This is a genomic window from Peptoanaerobacter stomatis, from assembly GCF_000238095.2.
Classification (GTDB): Bacteria; Bacillota; Clostridia; order Peptostreptococcales; family Filifactoraceae; genus Peptoanaerobacter; species Peptoanaerobacter stomatis_A.
This window is the reverse complement of the sequence record NZ_JH815225.1, coordinates 1,350,422-1,365,967: the sequence shown is the minus strand read 5'-3', so window position 1 is coordinate 1,365,967 and position 15,546 is coordinate 1,350,422. Positions and strand designations below refer to the sequence as shown.

Annotated in this window: 9 protein-coding genes; 3 read left to right on the top strand and 6 right to left on the bottom strand. The window is 31.0% G+C overall.

Annotation, left to right across the window (positions count from 1 at the left end; translation table 11 throughout):
- The first annotated feature begins 102 nt into the window (after positions 1-102).
- Positions 103-1,449, top strand: coding sequence for a DUF4825 domain-containing protein (locus HMPREF9630_RS05835; protein ID WP_009527588.1), 1,347 nt, complete (start codon positions 103-105; stop codon positions 1,447-1,449).
- Between the two features lie 587 nt (positions 1,450-2,036).
- Complete coding sequence (locus HMPREF9630_RS05830; protein ID WP_009527587.1) at positions 2,037-2,375, top strand: hypothetical protein; 339 nt, start codon at positions 2,037-2,039, stop codon at positions 2,373-2,375.
- A 505-nt stretch (positions 2,376-2,880) separates the two neighbouring features.
- On the opposite strand, the gene HMPREF9630_RS05825 is transcribed toward HMPREF9630_RS05830, so the two are convergent.
- The 6 genes from HMPREF9630_RS05825 to HMPREF9630_RS05800 all read right to left on the bottom strand — a co-directional run bounded on the left by HMPREF9630_RS05825 (position 2,881) and on the right by HMPREF9630_RS05800 (position 12,645).
- Positions 2,881-4,428, bottom strand: a complete 1,548-nt coding sequence (locus tag HMPREF9630_RS05825; protein WP_009527586.1) for a BCCT family transporter — start codon at positions 4,426-4,428, stop codon at positions 2,881-2,883.
- A 33-nt stretch (positions 4,429-4,461) separates the two neighbouring features.
- Positions 4,462-5,964: an HAL/PAL/TAL family ammonia-lyase gene (locus HMPREF9630_RS05820; protein WP_009527585.1), complete on the bottom strand. Its 1,503-nt coding sequence runs from the start codon at positions 5,962-5,964 to the stop codon at positions 4,462-4,464.
- Between the two features lie 353 nt (positions 5,965-6,317).
- Complete coding sequence (locus HMPREF9630_RS05815; protein ID WP_009527584.1) at positions 6,318-8,585, bottom strand: xanthine dehydrogenase family protein molybdopterin-binding subunit; 2,268 nt, start codon at positions 8,583-8,585, stop codon at positions 6,318-6,320.
- A complete protein-coding gene (locus HMPREF9630_RS05810) occupies positions 8,575-9,429 on the bottom strand; it encodes an FAD binding domain-containing protein (RefSeq protein ID WP_009527583.1) in 855 nt (284 codons plus the stop codon). Before HMPREF9630_RS05810 ends, HMPREF9630_RS05815 begins: the two co-directional genes overlap by 11 nt.
- Positions 9,422-9,889: a (2Fe-2S)-binding protein gene (locus HMPREF9630_RS05805; RefSeq protein ID WP_009524450.1), complete on the bottom strand. Its 468-nt coding sequence runs from the start codon at positions 9,887-9,889 to the stop codon at positions 9,422-9,424. Before HMPREF9630_RS05805 ends, HMPREF9630_RS05810 begins: the two co-directional genes overlap by 8 nt.
- A 191-nt stretch (positions 9,890-10,080) precedes the next feature.
- Entirely contained in the window at positions 10,081-12,645 is a 2,565-nt protein-coding gene (locus HMPREF9630_RS05800) for a serine/threonine protein kinase (protein ID WP_009527582.1), read from the bottom strand.
- 478 nt (positions 12,646-13,123) lie between these two features.
- Between HMPREF9630_RS05800 and HMPREF9630_RS05795 the strand changes: the two genes are divergently transcribed.
- Positions 13,124-15,424 (top strand): stalk domain-containing protein, encoded by a 2,301-nt coding sequence (locus HMPREF9630_RS05795; RefSeq protein WP_009527581.1) that lies wholly within the window; start codon positions 13,124-13,126, stop codon positions 15,422-15,424.
- Positions 15,425-15,546: the final 122 nt, after the last annotated feature.

Here is a 15,546-nt window from a genome sequence, read left to right as displayed (position 1 = left end):
TATATCAAAATTTGAGAAAATGGATACAGACTAAGTCTGAGAGTATAAATTTTTTGATTGGCTTATGATAATTTAAGACTTAGCTTTACTGTGGAGGTATTTATGAATAAAAAATTTTTGATTGGAATAATAGTTGTACTTGGAGTTATAGTTTCGTTAATCGTAGCAAAGATATTTTTGGACTTTGCAGATAAAAATACGGAAATACCAATAAATGCTAAGAATTGGGATGAGCAAATATATGCTATGCGTACCAATTATATAGGAGAAAATTCAAAAGTATCAAAGATAGTTAATTCGCTTAAATTTCCTGAAGAATTGAAATATTCAGGGATAGAGTTGCAAACATCTGACAGCTTGCCAAAATCTCTCAATATAATATTCAGCTCATCAAACGAAAATCAGGAAACTACAAAAAACATCAAGTCCAATTTCAGTTACAATGCAATGATAATATTGTCACTCATCGAAAATTGTGACAAAGTTGAGCTGTCTATAAATAAAAATGGAGCATTGTATACAATAGAGTCGAGACAAAGACAATGGGCGACAGAATTGGTTGGAAAAGATCCGTTTGAATCTACAGCAACACTTGAAGATTTCAAAGAATATATAAAACAGATAGACTCGATAGATTTTAATGAGGTTCAAACATATACTCCAAATTTAGAAGAAAGTATATCAAATGCCATATTATCTCATAATAAGGACAAAGTGTATAATGGAGAATTTGCAGCTCAAGGACATATAACATTAGGAACGGAAGTGGATGGTATAAATACAACAGCTTATGTATATATGACATATGCTCAGTTTCAATTTCAAAATGGAATATTTGAAGAATGTGCGGGGCTAAGCTCACCGGCAGTTATAACTTTTACAAAAGATGAATATGGTAATTATAAGTTGTCAGAATTTACAGAGACGAAAGACGGTTCATTGTATGAAATAAGCCTGCAAGAATTGTTTCCCGATGACATAATAGATATGATTAAACTCTACAGTTCCAATACTAAACAACAAGAAAATGTGAACAATCAGATAGTATCATCAGCAAAAGAATACCTTACAGAAATAGGCAGAGAGGATGCTAAGATAGCATTAAGCTATCAGGAAAAAAACTATCCCCCTCTATCACCGCAAAACTCTGAAATATATGATATACTTTACAAAGCGTATGCAGATTTTCCATATTATGTAGGAACTTTGGAAAAACTCGAAAATCATATAAGATATGAGTACAAGACAAGCTATGAAAAACAGGATTTATCAGATATATTTTCATATACAAAGACTAATATGAATACAGGAGATATAGAGGAGCATGTAAAGGTGCAAATATCAGGTGGAGATATAAAAGCATTGGAAGGGGAAATAAGGAGTACTTTCTACGAATTTAAAAAATCATATGATGCGGACAGACAAGCCGCTCAAGGATATAACAATTAAAAAATGTAAAAATAAGTGTATTTGTAAGATTCTGACTTTATAAATAAAAAATAAATTTTAACCCGAAAACGTTGATTTCAGAGCATTTTTTGTTTTTTAAAAATATCCTTATTGTATATGATTATCTATGGTATAGTAAGTATTATGTCATATATAAAACAACAACAAATAAATAAGTTAGGCATGTATATATTTTGTAAGGATATCATGTATATGGACGTGTTATCCTTACAAAATATATTTAAAGATAAATCCTTATTTGTTATAATCAAATGTATGAAAAAATGAGTATGAAGTATAGAAGTAGGAAATAATAGAAATTTAAGCGCTGAACAAACTATATTAATCATTATAAGTGTAAAATGTAATTAAGTATGTTGTTAACATTATGGATAGTTTTTCAACACTATTTGGATAAATACCATTTTTGCCAGAAATAACAATTAGAGTCTCTTTATATCAACTAAGTTAGAATAAATTACCCTATCTCATTATAAAATCTATAGATGTGGGCGATTCTAATAGATATACTGTAGTAAGTAGATTACATAAATATCCAAATTGATAAAATTATAATAAGGGGAAAAATGAAAAAAAATATTAAAATAGTTTTTTTATATATAATTTTTGTATTATCTACTAAAATTGCTTTATTGAGTATTGATTCAATAATTTTTAATGAAGCTGATTTTACAAAGAAAACTTACTTTTTATCAGTGTCAATAATGAATATTTTACCAGTAATTTTTGTGAAAATATTTAATATAAAAAAAGATCATATACTTACACTATTAGTGATAGATGCTTATTTAATAACACAATCCCTTTGGGTAAATTCTAATTTACTTTGGATTGTTACATTAATATATTTTATAATAAATTGTATATTACTTTATAGATTAAATAAAAAAATAAAAATACTTTAAAAATAGAGAATTTATTATTCTATAGATAAATAAATTCTCTATTTTTGTCTTTTTAAACCCCAATGTGAGCTTTTAATTTTATGTTTATTCAATATATCGTTCATCTATTTTCGTATTTATCTTATTTCAAAATAAATTAATGTTTTAGGTTTACAGTATAATTTATCCATAATCTTATTAAAAATAGTATAATATTTAATTAATGGATAAAGATTTATATAAGTTAATTTATTTTAAGTATACTTAACTCTACTTAGCTAAAACATTTTTAAAAACAGAAATATCAATTATTCTATTAACTTTTATACTAAAAATCTTTTAAAAAGACATATATCATATAGAATAATGCGATAGATAGTCACAAAAAATATATAATATGGAAATAAAAACTGTGTGATATTTAAAATTGAAAATAGTATTAGTATAATTAAACATAGATTGAAAAAAAATAAACCCCCATTTGAAATGGGGGTGAGATAACTTAAACAGAGTTAATATAAATATATTATTCTTCTATTTTATCTATAAAAAACATTTTTATACTTGAAATTATTTGTAATATGAATATGAATAAAACTACGAAACCTCCTGCGGCTGCAAGTGATTTAACACCTTGAACACCTTGCTCTCCACCGCCGAATGCAGCCATTATTATAGCTATTATACCTATTGTAACTCCCCATAATATTTTTAAAGATCCGGGAGCTTCAGAACCTATAGGTATGTCTTTTATGCACATAGATGCTACGTTGTTTGCAGTTGCATCGGCTGCTGTAACGAATGAAATAAGGATTACAAATATATTTATAGGTATTAATATTGTTCCAAGACCGAACGGCATATTTTCTATGAACTGATATAGAGCCGTAACCGAATTGGCATTTTGTATAGTGCTTACAAGATCCACTTGGTTTGTAATTTGCATATTTATAGCTGCATTACCCCAAACTCCGAACCAAATTATACCGAATATTGCAGGTAATATAAGATTTATTATCAAGCATTGTCTTATAGTTCTACCATAAGATATTTGTCCTAAGAATATTCCTGTAACAGGAGCATAAGCAATCCATACTGACCAGTCGAACAGTGTCCATGAACGAGTAAGTGCGGCTCCACCTATATCTATAGGGTCCAATCCCCAAGACCAGAAATTTTGCAACCATTCAGCCATACCTGCTGTTGTATTTCTAAGTATGAAAAGTGTAGGACCTGTAACTATTATAAGTATTAAAAGTCCATAATAAAAATATGCATTTAATCCTGCCAATTTTTTAAGACCGTTGTCAAGTCCGACATAAGAAGATAATGTAAATGCCGCAATTATAAGCACACCAATTCCTATGAAAAGTGGAAGTGTGACATCTACTTTATATGAATAGCTTATACCTGTACTTATTAAAACTATGCACATAGTAAGACCTGAGCAAAGACCAAGAACTATAGCAAGCATAGAAAGAGTATCTACCACACTTGCAAAAGCGCCTTTTCTAACTTTTTCGCCAAATAAAGGCTCTAATGTAGATGTTACGTTTAATTGTTTTTTCTTGTTGAAGTATACATATGCAACTATTACACCTGTCAAAGCATATAAAGCGTATGGTAAAAATGTCCAGTTGTAAAAGCATCTGCCTATTGCAAATCTTACAGCCTCTGCACTTCCCGGTTCTATTCCGAGAGTTTCAAGTTCTCCGTAAATATTTCCTAAATATATAAGAGGCTCATTTACTCCCCAAGTAACTATACCTGTTGCAACCCCACCTGTAAGTGTCATTGCAAACCATGTGCCGAAAGAGTATTTAGGCTTTGCATCTTTTCCGCCTATTTTTATACTTCCGATTTTAGAAAATAATAATGCGAACACAAGAAATAAAGTTATGATTGTAACCCATTGATACAGCCAACCGAAGCTTTCAAGAGACCAGGCAAAAAATTTGTTTGATGTTTCTGTCAAAGCTTGATTATTTACTATACCTATTATTGCAGCTAATGCTACAAGTATAAAAGACGGTACGAAAACTTCCCATCTTATATTTTTCTTTTGGTTTTCCATTTTATAGCACTCCTTTTTATGTATTAAATTTAATTATCTTATAATTTCAAGAAGTTTATTTGATTTAATAATATTGTATATTTTTTGAATATCTTTACTCAAATTTCTGTCTTTATCCAAAAATGGTATTTCTTCTCTTATTATTTTGTATGCTTTTGATGTAACCTCACCGAGTTTATGGTTACCTCTTAAATCTATTGCTTGAACGGCGTGCATAGCTTCTATTCCGATTATATATCTTATGTTATCCACTATTTTGTATAATCTTGATGCGGCAAGCGGAAGGTTTGATGCATGGTCTTCTATTGTGCCGGCAAGTGAATAAAAATCCATTGAATTCGGATTTGCAAGTCCTCTGTTTTGAGTATCAAGCATAGTGAATGTTTTTTGTATTGTTCCATATGCTATACTTTCTACTTCTTTGGCAGTTAAAAATCTTGTGAGTTTTGTAAATGCCGGATCTGCAAGTTTTATAGTTCTGTAGCAGGATGATTTTGATAAATGGCTAAGTCCTGTTGCAAGCATTTCTATACCTACTGCAAGAGTTGTAGTTTCAAAATTTGCACTTACAAATGATGAGTTTTCTTCAAGTATTATACAAGGGTTGTCATCAGTAGTATTAAGCTGAATATTAAGGTATTTTTTTACAAATTCGAGTTCGTCTAAAATACTTCCGTTTATTGAGTGTGCGCATCTGAAGCTTAGAGGATCTTGAAGTGCTCTTTCAGGGTCTTTATCGTGAAGGAAACTTCCTTTTAAATAATTTCTGCAATCTCTTGCAACTTTTATTTGTCCATATATTCCTCTTGTAACGTTTACATCTTCTCTTAATTGTTCCATAACTCCGTTTAGACCTTCAAGGCTTAAACAAAATATTATGTTTGATAAATCTACTATTTCTTCGATTTCTCTCAGTGCCATAACAGCCATAGCCTCACCTTGTGCATTTGATGACACTATGCTAAGACCGTCTTTAGGTCCTAATATTATAGGTTTCAGTCCTTCCATATCCATAGCTTTTTTGGAATTCATGACTTCACCTTTATATGTAACGTCTTCTTCGCCTATAAAAGCAAGTCCTATATGACTTAGTGTTGTTATATCGGCTTCACCTATTGAACCTCTCATAGGAACTCTTGGATGAATTCTATGATTTAAAAAATCTACATATGCTTGCATAAGTTCAAGTGACATACCTGTATGACCTGACAAAACCTTGTTAAGTCTTAAAAGTAAAATTGCTCTTACATCTTCTTCGCTGTGATAAGGCGGTACTCCTAAGCAGTGTGTATTCAGAAGATTTTTATTATATTGAGTGAAAAAATCCTGATCAAATTCTTTGTCCTTGTTCCAACCTACACCTCTGTTAAGTCCGTATACAGGCTTGCCTTCAGCCGCCATATCGAACAATACTTGTCTTGCTTTTGCAACTCTTTCTTTTGCTTCTTCATCTACATCCACTTTCTGATAGTTGAACGAAATGTTGTACACATCTTCAAGTGTGAGATTACTTCCATTTAGAATTTTTGTATCCATATCTCCCTCCTAAAACATTTTTTACATTTTCAAATAAATAATTTTTATAAATTTTGAAACATTTACAATTAAATTTAATTATTATAAAAAATTACGTTTTAATACTTGCATTTGGATAATTGTGTATGAATATTTATTTGAAAATAATTATATAAGATATATCTTTAAAATTATCAAGCTTAACATATAAAATTATTGTTTTATACATATTTTAGGCAAGATAATTTTTAAGATATATTTTTACAAAATTGGTAAATCTACATTAAAATCTAACTTTAATAAATAAGTGTAAAAATATTAAAATTTGATATATTGTTTATTATAAAGCGTTTTGATGCTTGTTTAATAATATTTTAATTATTTATACTACTTTCCTTTTCTACTATAGCTTCGATTATTTTTTCAGGTGTTGCAGGATAATTCGTGATATTTGTTCCAAGAGCGTTATTTATAGCGTTTATAACAGCCGGTGCCGGAGCAACACAGCTCATTTCGCCCACGCTTTTGATGCCGTACGGAGCGGATTCATCTTCCGACTCTATGAGTAATATATCTATTTTAGGCATATCCTGAGAGTTTAATATATGATATTTGGATAAAGAATTTGTCTTTACATTGCCTTTTTCATCATAGACAATTTCTTCGCTTAATGCCATGCCGAGACTCATATGCGCTCCACCATAAATCTGTCCTTCTACGAGTGAAGGGTTTACAGACTGACCTATGTCATGAACAGCTAACGAATCTGTTATTTCAACTATTCCTGTGTATTTATCAATTTTTACTTCTACAAAAAATACTGCAAATGATGCAGGATTTGCCTCCTGTTCATGATGCACGTATACTGTCATGGCTTCAAAATTATTTTTTTCGGCAAATTTTACAAGTTCGCTGTAATCTACACTTTCACCTGTTTTTTTACAAAATACTTTTCCGTTATCTGTATATACATCTTTTCTATCAAAATTTTTTAATTGAACTGCTGTATCGATTAATTTTTCTCTTAATTGCTCGCCTGCTTTTTTTATTGCGCCACCGTTTACAAATGTAACTCTGCTCGCTTGAGTTCCAGCAGCATCATAAGGTGTGTATAAAGTATCCGCTTCTGTCATTCTGATTTTTGCAGGTTCAAGATCAAGTGCTTCAGCAGCTATCTGAGTCAATGATGCTATTGTACCACAGCCTTGTTCATGAACGGATATTTTCACAAGTGCGGTTGAATCACTGAAAAGTGTAAATTCAACATTACAAAAATCAGGAAATGCGCCTTTATATCCGTTTCCATGAGTCGCAGCAGCAACTCCAATACCGTATGCGTATCTGTCGGTATTTTTTTTGTATATATTTTCTTTTCTTTTGTACCAATCGAATCTTTCCATACCTTGTTTCATACACTCTATTACTTGTGCATTTCCCAAATTCGGTCCGCCTGTAGGGTCATCTTGATATGGTTTTGCTAAATTAAGTAATCTTAATTCGCAAGGATCCATATTTAATTTTCTTGCGACGTCATCAATATTCAACTCGCTGATTGCATGTGACTGCGGTCCGCCGTATGCTCTTGCTGCGCCGCCTGGAATTGTATTGGTATAATATGATTTACCTTCTGCACATTGACTTGGTATTTCGTACAATCTGAAAAGTTTTTTCATAAAAGCGTTTACTATACTTGTGGCATTTGTATCATATGCTCCGCCGTCTACATATGCATCTATTTTTCTGCCGAGAATCTTTCCTTCTTTAGTAACCGCAGTTTCAATATCCACTTGTACAGGATTTCTTGAAACAGTGCCTACTAATGTGTCATATCTATCCATATAAAGCATTATAGGTTTTTTCAAATCAAGTGTTATAAATGCTGATAACGGCTCTAATATCGGCTGTTGTTTGCCTCCGAACGAGCCTCCCATATTGGACTTTATGACTCTTACCTTGTTGTAAGGAAAATCGAGTATTCTTGATATGTGCATTTGAACGGCAAAAGCCACTTGACATGGTGTCCAAACTATAAGATTACCGAAAATATCTATTTCACTTAAACATATATGAGGTTCTATTGCCAAGTGATGAATTTTTTGAGTAGAACCGCTTGTCTTTACTATATAGTCGGCATCCTTTTTTGACTGCTCGAAATCCCCATAGGCTATTGATTTTTTATAACATAAGTTAGTATCATTTTTAATTATAAATTCATCTTTTATAGAATCTTTGAGATCTACGACCGCTTTTAATTCTTCGTAATTTACTTTTATTTTTGCAAGTGCTTTTTCAACGGAATCTTTGCTTTTTCCGACTACTATTCCTATTCTGTCACCTACAAATCTTGCCACATCGTTTATCAGTTTTTCATCTCTTTTTCCCTGTATGCCTGTGAACCATTCCATAGAGTTGTAATAGTTGGTATGCTCTACGTCTTTAGATGTATATATTTTTACTATACCGTCCACTTTTACAGCTTCACTTATATCCAAGCTGTACTTTGCGTGGGCTTTTGTGGATAATATAAGTTTTGCAAATAAGACATCTTTTCTCTCCATATCGAGAGTGTACTGAGTTTTTCCTATGGCACGTTCATATGAGTCTTCTCTCATAATTCTTTTACCTAAATATTTATATTCCATTGTCATGCCTCAATTCTTCCAATATATCGCTCAAAATACCATAAATTGCTTGTCTTTTATAATACTTTGACTCTCTGTTAGGTATAGCTTTTTCAACTATATCAAAACCTATTTTTCTAATTTGTTCATCTTCTATTTGACGTATATTTTTTCCGTTAAAATATTGCTCCAATTCTATTGCGTTTATAGCCTTTATTCCAATAGCCCCTATATATATATGAGATTTTTCTATTTGAAAATCCTTCAGTATAAACACACTGCCACAGTTTATTTTTGAAATTGTAACTTCTTTTCTTGAACCGAGTTTGGAAAAGTAGTTGTATTTTGAAGTCTTAGGTATGATTATTTTTGTAATCACTTCATCTTTTTCAAGATTTGTCTTACCTCTTCCTATTATCAAGTCATCAACTTTTAATGTTCTTTTAATGCCGTTTGAGTTTATAACTTCACATAGTGCATTCAAGCTGAATAATACCGGTAGTGTATCTGCACTTTGAGAAGCATTTGCTACATTGCCGCCTATTGTAGCTCTGTTTCTTATCTGTTTTGAACCCACATGTCTTGTTGCAGTGGCAAGAGAATGAAAATTATCTTTTATTATATCGTTGTCAGCAATGTCTTGTATTTTTGTGATAGAGCCTATTTGTACATTGTCATCAAATTCTTCAATAAAATTAAATTCTGATATTTTTGTCAAATCTATAAAATCTTTATTAAATATTCTCTTTTGTTTCATTTCTACCATAACATCAGTGGCACCTGCTAAAAGTATTGTGTTTTCATCTTTCAGTTTTAACACTTCTACAAGTTCTTTTTCATTATTTGGCTGATAAAAATTATTCATTTTGAGCCTCCGCTAATAATGCCCTTGTTGCATCGAATATGCTCGCATATCCTGTACATCTGCATAGATTGCCTTCGATTGCTTCTTTTACATCTTCCATAGTAGGATTTTCATTGTTCATCATAAGAGCTTTTATACTGAGTATCATTCCGGGTGTGCAAAATCCGCATTGTATTGCACCGTTATCTATAAAAGCTTTTTGTATTTTGTCAAGCTGTCCATTTTTTTCCAAGCCTTCTATTGTAATTATTTCCGTATTATTTATTTGCCCTGTAAGAACTGTACAGCTTGTAACAGCTTTAGAATCCATAATCACAGTACAGGCGCCGCATTCTCCTTCGGAGCAGCCTTCTTTTACACCTTTTAAATTTAAATCGTCCCTCAAAAAATCTATAAGTCTTTTTGTAGGATCTACTTCCATATTCATCTGCTTTTCATTAATTTTAAACTGTATGTTCAATTTTCTTCACCCCTTAATTAAAAAGCATATTTGTTATATTATTAACATAGTATTAAACAAATTTATAAAATTTTGTATAAAGAAATATCTAAATAAGTATAGATATTTTTTTGTATTTTTATTCTAATATATAAATTTAAAAAAAATGTCAAATATTTTTCAATATTTGACATTTATAAAGCAAATTGCTGTCATTTTGACTTATATATTTTATCAATATGAGAATACAGTTGTTCTTTTCCCCAAGAAAATCCTACTGTGTTATACTGTTTTAGCGATTTTTCGAAGTAATATTTAGCTTCGTCAAATGATTGTTGCTTTAATCGTACAAGACCTAATCTTGAAAATAACAGGGCAAGAGATGGATGTATTTCTTTGTCATGGCAAATGGAGATTGCGTCCATATAGTATTCAAAAGCGTCATCAAATTCATTTTGTAAAAACTTTGCTTCTCCTTTTACAAAGCTACAAGCGGCTATATTGAATTTCATCTTATAAAGTTTATGTTGTTTTTTGAATATTTCTTGCGCTTCTTCTACTTTTTGTATACCGCTTTTAAAATTATGTTCAAGAACGTCATAATATCCTTTAAATCTTAGGTAAATAGCATATTGTACTTCGCTCATCATATCTTTGTAATCGTTGTGGAGGGTTTTTAAATGTGATTTCATCATTTTCAAATCATTTATATTTATGGAATATTGAATGAATTGAAGATGTGCCTGGAAGATTCCTATAAAATAATCCAATGATTCTGATAGTCTGAGTATCTCATTTAATTTTTCCTGAGCTTCGTCAAACTTGCCTATACTCTTATAAAATCTTGCATAGCAAAAGAGCATATTTATTTTGACTTTCAGTATGGTTTCACTATATTTGTTTTTAAGATTATCCATTTCTTCCATAAGCTCTTCATATTTGTTTTTAAACATATTTTCATCTATATTGAAATTTACGGAATAGCTGTATTCTTCATCAAGCGCAATAGGGAAAAATTCGTGCGAAATATTATATATTTTGTTAAATTGTTTACATTTATATATGAATGCTTTATCCATATATTTTGCCATGGTAAGATGATATATTATTATGGTGTAGTATTTGTTGTCTATGCTATAATTATCACATAGTATGCTTTCATAATAATCAGCAATCTTTTTGTGAATATATTGTTTTTCTATATTTTTGATAGACGAACAGATGTACTCTTTTTGTAGATTGTTGCAAAATTCAATTTCGACATAATCCTGCTCTGTATTTTCTATGAGTATTCCTCTGTTTATAAGCTGTGATACTTCTTGTACAACTTTATCGACATCAATATTCAAGATGTCTGATAGTGTATTTATATCAACTCGGTTTTTCATTATAGATAATAAATTGAGTATTCTAAGAGATGTCTGTGTTTTACAGGAAAGATTTACGCTCATAAAAGCGTTATACATCTCTTTTGTAACTCCGTTATTCATCAAATAATTTATTAAAAACGGATTTCCTCCGCTTTGAACAATGAGATTGTTTATTTGCTCATCACTTAAATTTGAATATGCTTTTTTTAAATCGTTAAAGTTGAGATTTCCGAGTTTTATTTCTGTAAAAAGGTCTTCTGTAGAAAGTGAGTTTAAAAAATATGTGAGTTTGTTATCTAAGTCCATACTATAAGTAGCTATAAGAAGTATTTTATTTTCAGAGCGTATTATGAAGTTGAACAGTTCTTCTATCGATTCGACATCCGACAAATCTAAATTATCTATTATGAGTATAACTTTTTGTCCGTTTGCCACTATATCATATAAAGATGAAGAATCAAGCAATAAATTGTTTCTTATTTTATTTATTATATAGTTGAAAACTTCGTATTTACAAGGTGTATATCCATTGGAAATACTATAATCAATTATCTTTGTGTCATTGTTTTGTTGTAGCTTGATACTGTTTAATATTTCGGTTTTACCGCTGCCGCTTGCTCCTTTTATTCCTATATGCCTGTATTTTTCACCTTGATTAAATTTTGTTATCTCTGAAAGTGTATAAAATATTTGATCATCTCTATAATATTCGTTACCTATATTGGCGATTTTATCAGCGTTTGCGTCATATCCGAAAATATCTGACATTTTCTTGTCTATTTCAGCTATTTTTGAGAATATGCCAAGTGAATTATAGGCGGTTATAAGATTTTTATAAGGTGTTTCGTCATATTCATTGAGCTTAATCATAAATTCGCAAGTTATAATTACATTTTCATAATTCATTACATGCATAAAATGTTGAGATATTTCGATTAATTTTCTGTATATATTTTCGTTATATATATTTTTGAAATTTCTTATGTAATCATCAAGGGATATACCGTATTCAAAATTCAAATCTTCAAAAATTTCATCAGAAAAATACGAGTATATATTCTGCAAATCATCTTTGCACATATCTTTATATTCCAAAGAGTTTATAATGTCCAAGTCATTTAAAACGGATATGTTTTCATTGAGTCTTATTTTGGAATTTTTCTCCGTTAAAATAACATCTCCTCCCAATTTTTGTTTTATTACGTATATTGTATTTCTCAAATTTCTGTCAGCTTTTTGCTCGTTTTTATCATGCCATAGCATAAGTTGAAGTTTTTTTCTGCTGTATGATTTCTTATCAGATAAAATTATGAGCAGCAAAGCAGACTTCATAAAAGGAAACTCTATTTCCTTTCCATCAGCCAATATGCGTGTTCCACCATATAGCCGTACTTCTAAAGTTTTCATAGTTCTTTCTCCCATATTTATTCTCACAAGGTATAATATTGTAATATATTTATTTTAAAAGACGTTAAGTTCATAGCTTATCACTCATTTCGCTATGAAAGTCTTAAAAATAATTTCCAATTTTATAGACTTGTCATAAATTTTTATTTGTTGACAAATATAAAATGTAGGTAAAAAATTATGATATATTATAACATAAATTTTATATTTATTTGATAATTATATCTAATTTTGCAAAAATAATGCCAATGTTGAATTAGATTTCTTTATTACTAAATATTTTTGGCAAATATAATTTCTGTTTTCAATTAAGTTATAAACAGGTAAAAATTTCTGATATTGTCAAGTGACAAATAAGGAAACTTAATTGACTAAAAACGTCTGTATTTCTATAATTAAAAGTAGGAAAACACTTTTTATAGTTTATTTAAAAAGCGTTTTTTAAACATAAATAATAAAAAATAAGGGGGTAAAAATTATGTTTAAAGTAAATTATTTTAAGAAATTGTGTTCTATACTTACGGCATTTGTACTGTGCGCAGGAATGATGGTACATATTTCATTTGCTTACGGAATAGACGATTATGATGTTTTTTTGTCAAGCTTTAAAACTGATGCTACACAAAACAATCCTAAAGGATACACCAGTTTTATGTTTGAAATTACAAAAAGGTACAGTTTGAAGTCAATTACCACTTATCACTGGAACAACGGTAGAGGTATGGATCCCGGAACGATATCACTTTATGATGATAAAGGAAACAGCATAGGTTCGTGGAATGCTGAGGCTCGTGGCAGTTCAGGCGCACAAAAGGTAAACTGGGATGTATTTCCGGATATAATAATAGAACCCGGACAATATTATATATATGACTCTTCTCCTGAAACATGGAGTTCAAGCGTTGCATCAAACTTTATTCCGTTTGTTGAATTAAAAGGAGTTCAAGACAACAGTTCTTCTTCTCAGATCACTCCTAAAGAAACGAATGATGAGTATTTAAGTGGAAGCACTGAAAATATTCCTAAAAATGCAGATTTAAGGACTTTTAACGGGCACACATATCTGATAGTTTCAGAATCTGTAACTCCTGAAGTTGCAGAAAAGCGTTGTAAGGAAATGGGAGGATATTTGGCAACTATAACAAGTGAAAGCGAAAATGACTTCCTTAAAACTCTTTTTTCAGAACAAAATGCAATAGCCTATATAATAGGCGGAACTGACAGAGAGCAGGAAGGTGAATGGAAATGGATGAACGGTGAAGCTTGGAGTTTTACGTATTGGAATTCTCCGATAGAACCTAATAACGGTCTTGGAAGAGGAGAAAATTATCTTATTGCTGCCAGAGCTGAAAGTTGGAAATGGGTAGACTTTTTCGGAGGTTATGATAATTATTCTACAACATTCCCATTTGTATGTGAATGGAGCAGCGAGTTACCTTCAGCTAAGAAAGTCAGCGAAAATCAAAGCGGTACAGTTGGAGAAAATCTTCTTAAAAATCCAAGTTTCGAAGAGGGACTGTCATATTGGGTAGAGGCTGAAGGAACTTGGAATTCCCAAGAGATGGTAGAGAATGAGAGATATAAAGCTGTTCACGGTAAATATTTGGTATGGTCTCCTCAAAATAATCCATGTATATATCAAGATGTTTCTTTAAGCGGATATAATGCAGGTCAAACTGTTGAATTAAGTACACAAAGTTGTAATTGGGACCAGAATCCGCCGGATGAGAGCCAAATAGTATTGAAATTTCTTGATAATTCAGACAATGTAATAAAACAATCAAAAGCACAAGGTTCAAAAAGTAGCTGGTACAGATTAAATATTTCTGAGAGAATGCCTGTAGGAGCTGTAAAAGCTCGTGTAGAACTTTGGGGAATACGTAAAAATGGTGAGACAGACGCATATTTTGACGATGTTTCATTGACGGTAGGAGGAAATGCTAAACCTGCTTCTCAGATAAACGAGCCTGTAAATAAACCTACACCTACTGAAACTAAAAAACCTGCAAATACAGGTAAACCGGCTGAAAATAAAGCGGTTCCAATAGAAATAACAGACGGTACTGCAAAATCAACTACATCCGCATTTAACGGAGTTACAGGGGTAACTGTTGATTTTAAGAGAACTGGAGCAATAGGATATCGTCTATATCGCTCTGAAAGTGAAGACAGTCTTGGAATTTCTGTAACAGATTTTTATATAACTTCTACAAACTTTACAGATGTAAATGCTGAGCCTAATACCACTTATTATTACACTTTAAAGGAAATTCTTGCTGAAGCCGATCCTTTGAACGGAAAGAGAGAAGAAATAGGCGATACTCTTGCAAGATGGAAAACAACAACATCAGAATTTATAGGACAGGGATTTAAAAATAAATCAGCTACACGTCATTTCATTATGCTTAAGATTGATGATCCTAAGATGAGTGTAGACGGTATTATTCAGGAAGTTGATCCTGGCAAAGGAACAGCACCGATTGTATTAAGAGGACGTACTGTTGTTCCGATTCGTGCGATTGTTGAGGCTATGGACGGTACTGTAGGTTGGGAATACTCAACGCAGGAAGTTTCTCTGAAAGCAAGTGGAAATTCAGTTAAGATGTGGATTAATAAAAAGAAACTTGTTAAGAACGGAAAAAACGAAAAAATGGATATAGAGCCGAAAGTTATTAATGCACGTACTTTTGTACCACTACGTTTTGGAGCTGAAAATCTCAACTGCCAAGTGGACTGGATTAATTCTACGAATTCTATCATTATTGTTTGGAGTGAGTAATATTAATGCTGTTTGGAAATAGCACTATTTATTTTTAAAAATGTGATTTTCATTTATTTCAATATATGTGCAATAACATAAATTTGTAATGGGATGAGACTATCGTAAATCTGTAAAAAGGT

What these genes read in the sequence shown, in the direction of transcription:
- HMPREF9630_RS05800 (WP_009527582.1), bottom strand. Translation starts at nt 12,645, where the DNA reads ATGAAAACTTTAGAAGTACGGCTATATGGTGGAACACGCATATTGGCT.
- HMPREF9630_RS05815 (WP_009527584.1), bottom strand. Translation starts at nt 8,585, where the DNA reads ATGGAATATAAATATTTAGGTAAAAGAATTATGAGAGAAGACTCATAT.
- HMPREF9630_RS05835 (WP_009527588.1), top strand. Translation starts at nt 103, where the DNA reads ATGAATAAAAAATTTTTGATTGGAATAATAGTTGTACTTGGAGTTATA.
- HMPREF9630_RS05810 (WP_009527583.1), bottom strand. Translation starts at nt 9,429, where the DNA reads ATGAATAATTTTTATCAGCCAAATAATGAAAAAGAACTTGTAGAAGTG.
- HMPREF9630_RS05830 (WP_009527587.1), top strand. Translation starts at nt 2,037, where the DNA reads ATGAAAAAAAATATTAAAATAGTTTTTTTATATATAATTTTTGTATTA.
- HMPREF9630_RS05795 (WP_009527581.1), top strand. Translation starts at nt 13,124, where the DNA reads ATGTTTAAAGTAAATTATTTTAAGAAATTGTGTTCTATACTTACGGCA.
- HMPREF9630_RS05825 (WP_009527586.1), bottom strand. Translation starts at nt 4,428, where the DNA reads ATGGAAAACCAAAAGAAAAATATAAGATGGGAAGTTTTCGTACCGTCT.
- HMPREF9630_RS05820 (WP_009527585.1), bottom strand. Translation starts at nt 5,964, where the DNA reads ATGGATACAAAAATTCTAAATGGAAGTAATCTCACACTTGAAGATGTG.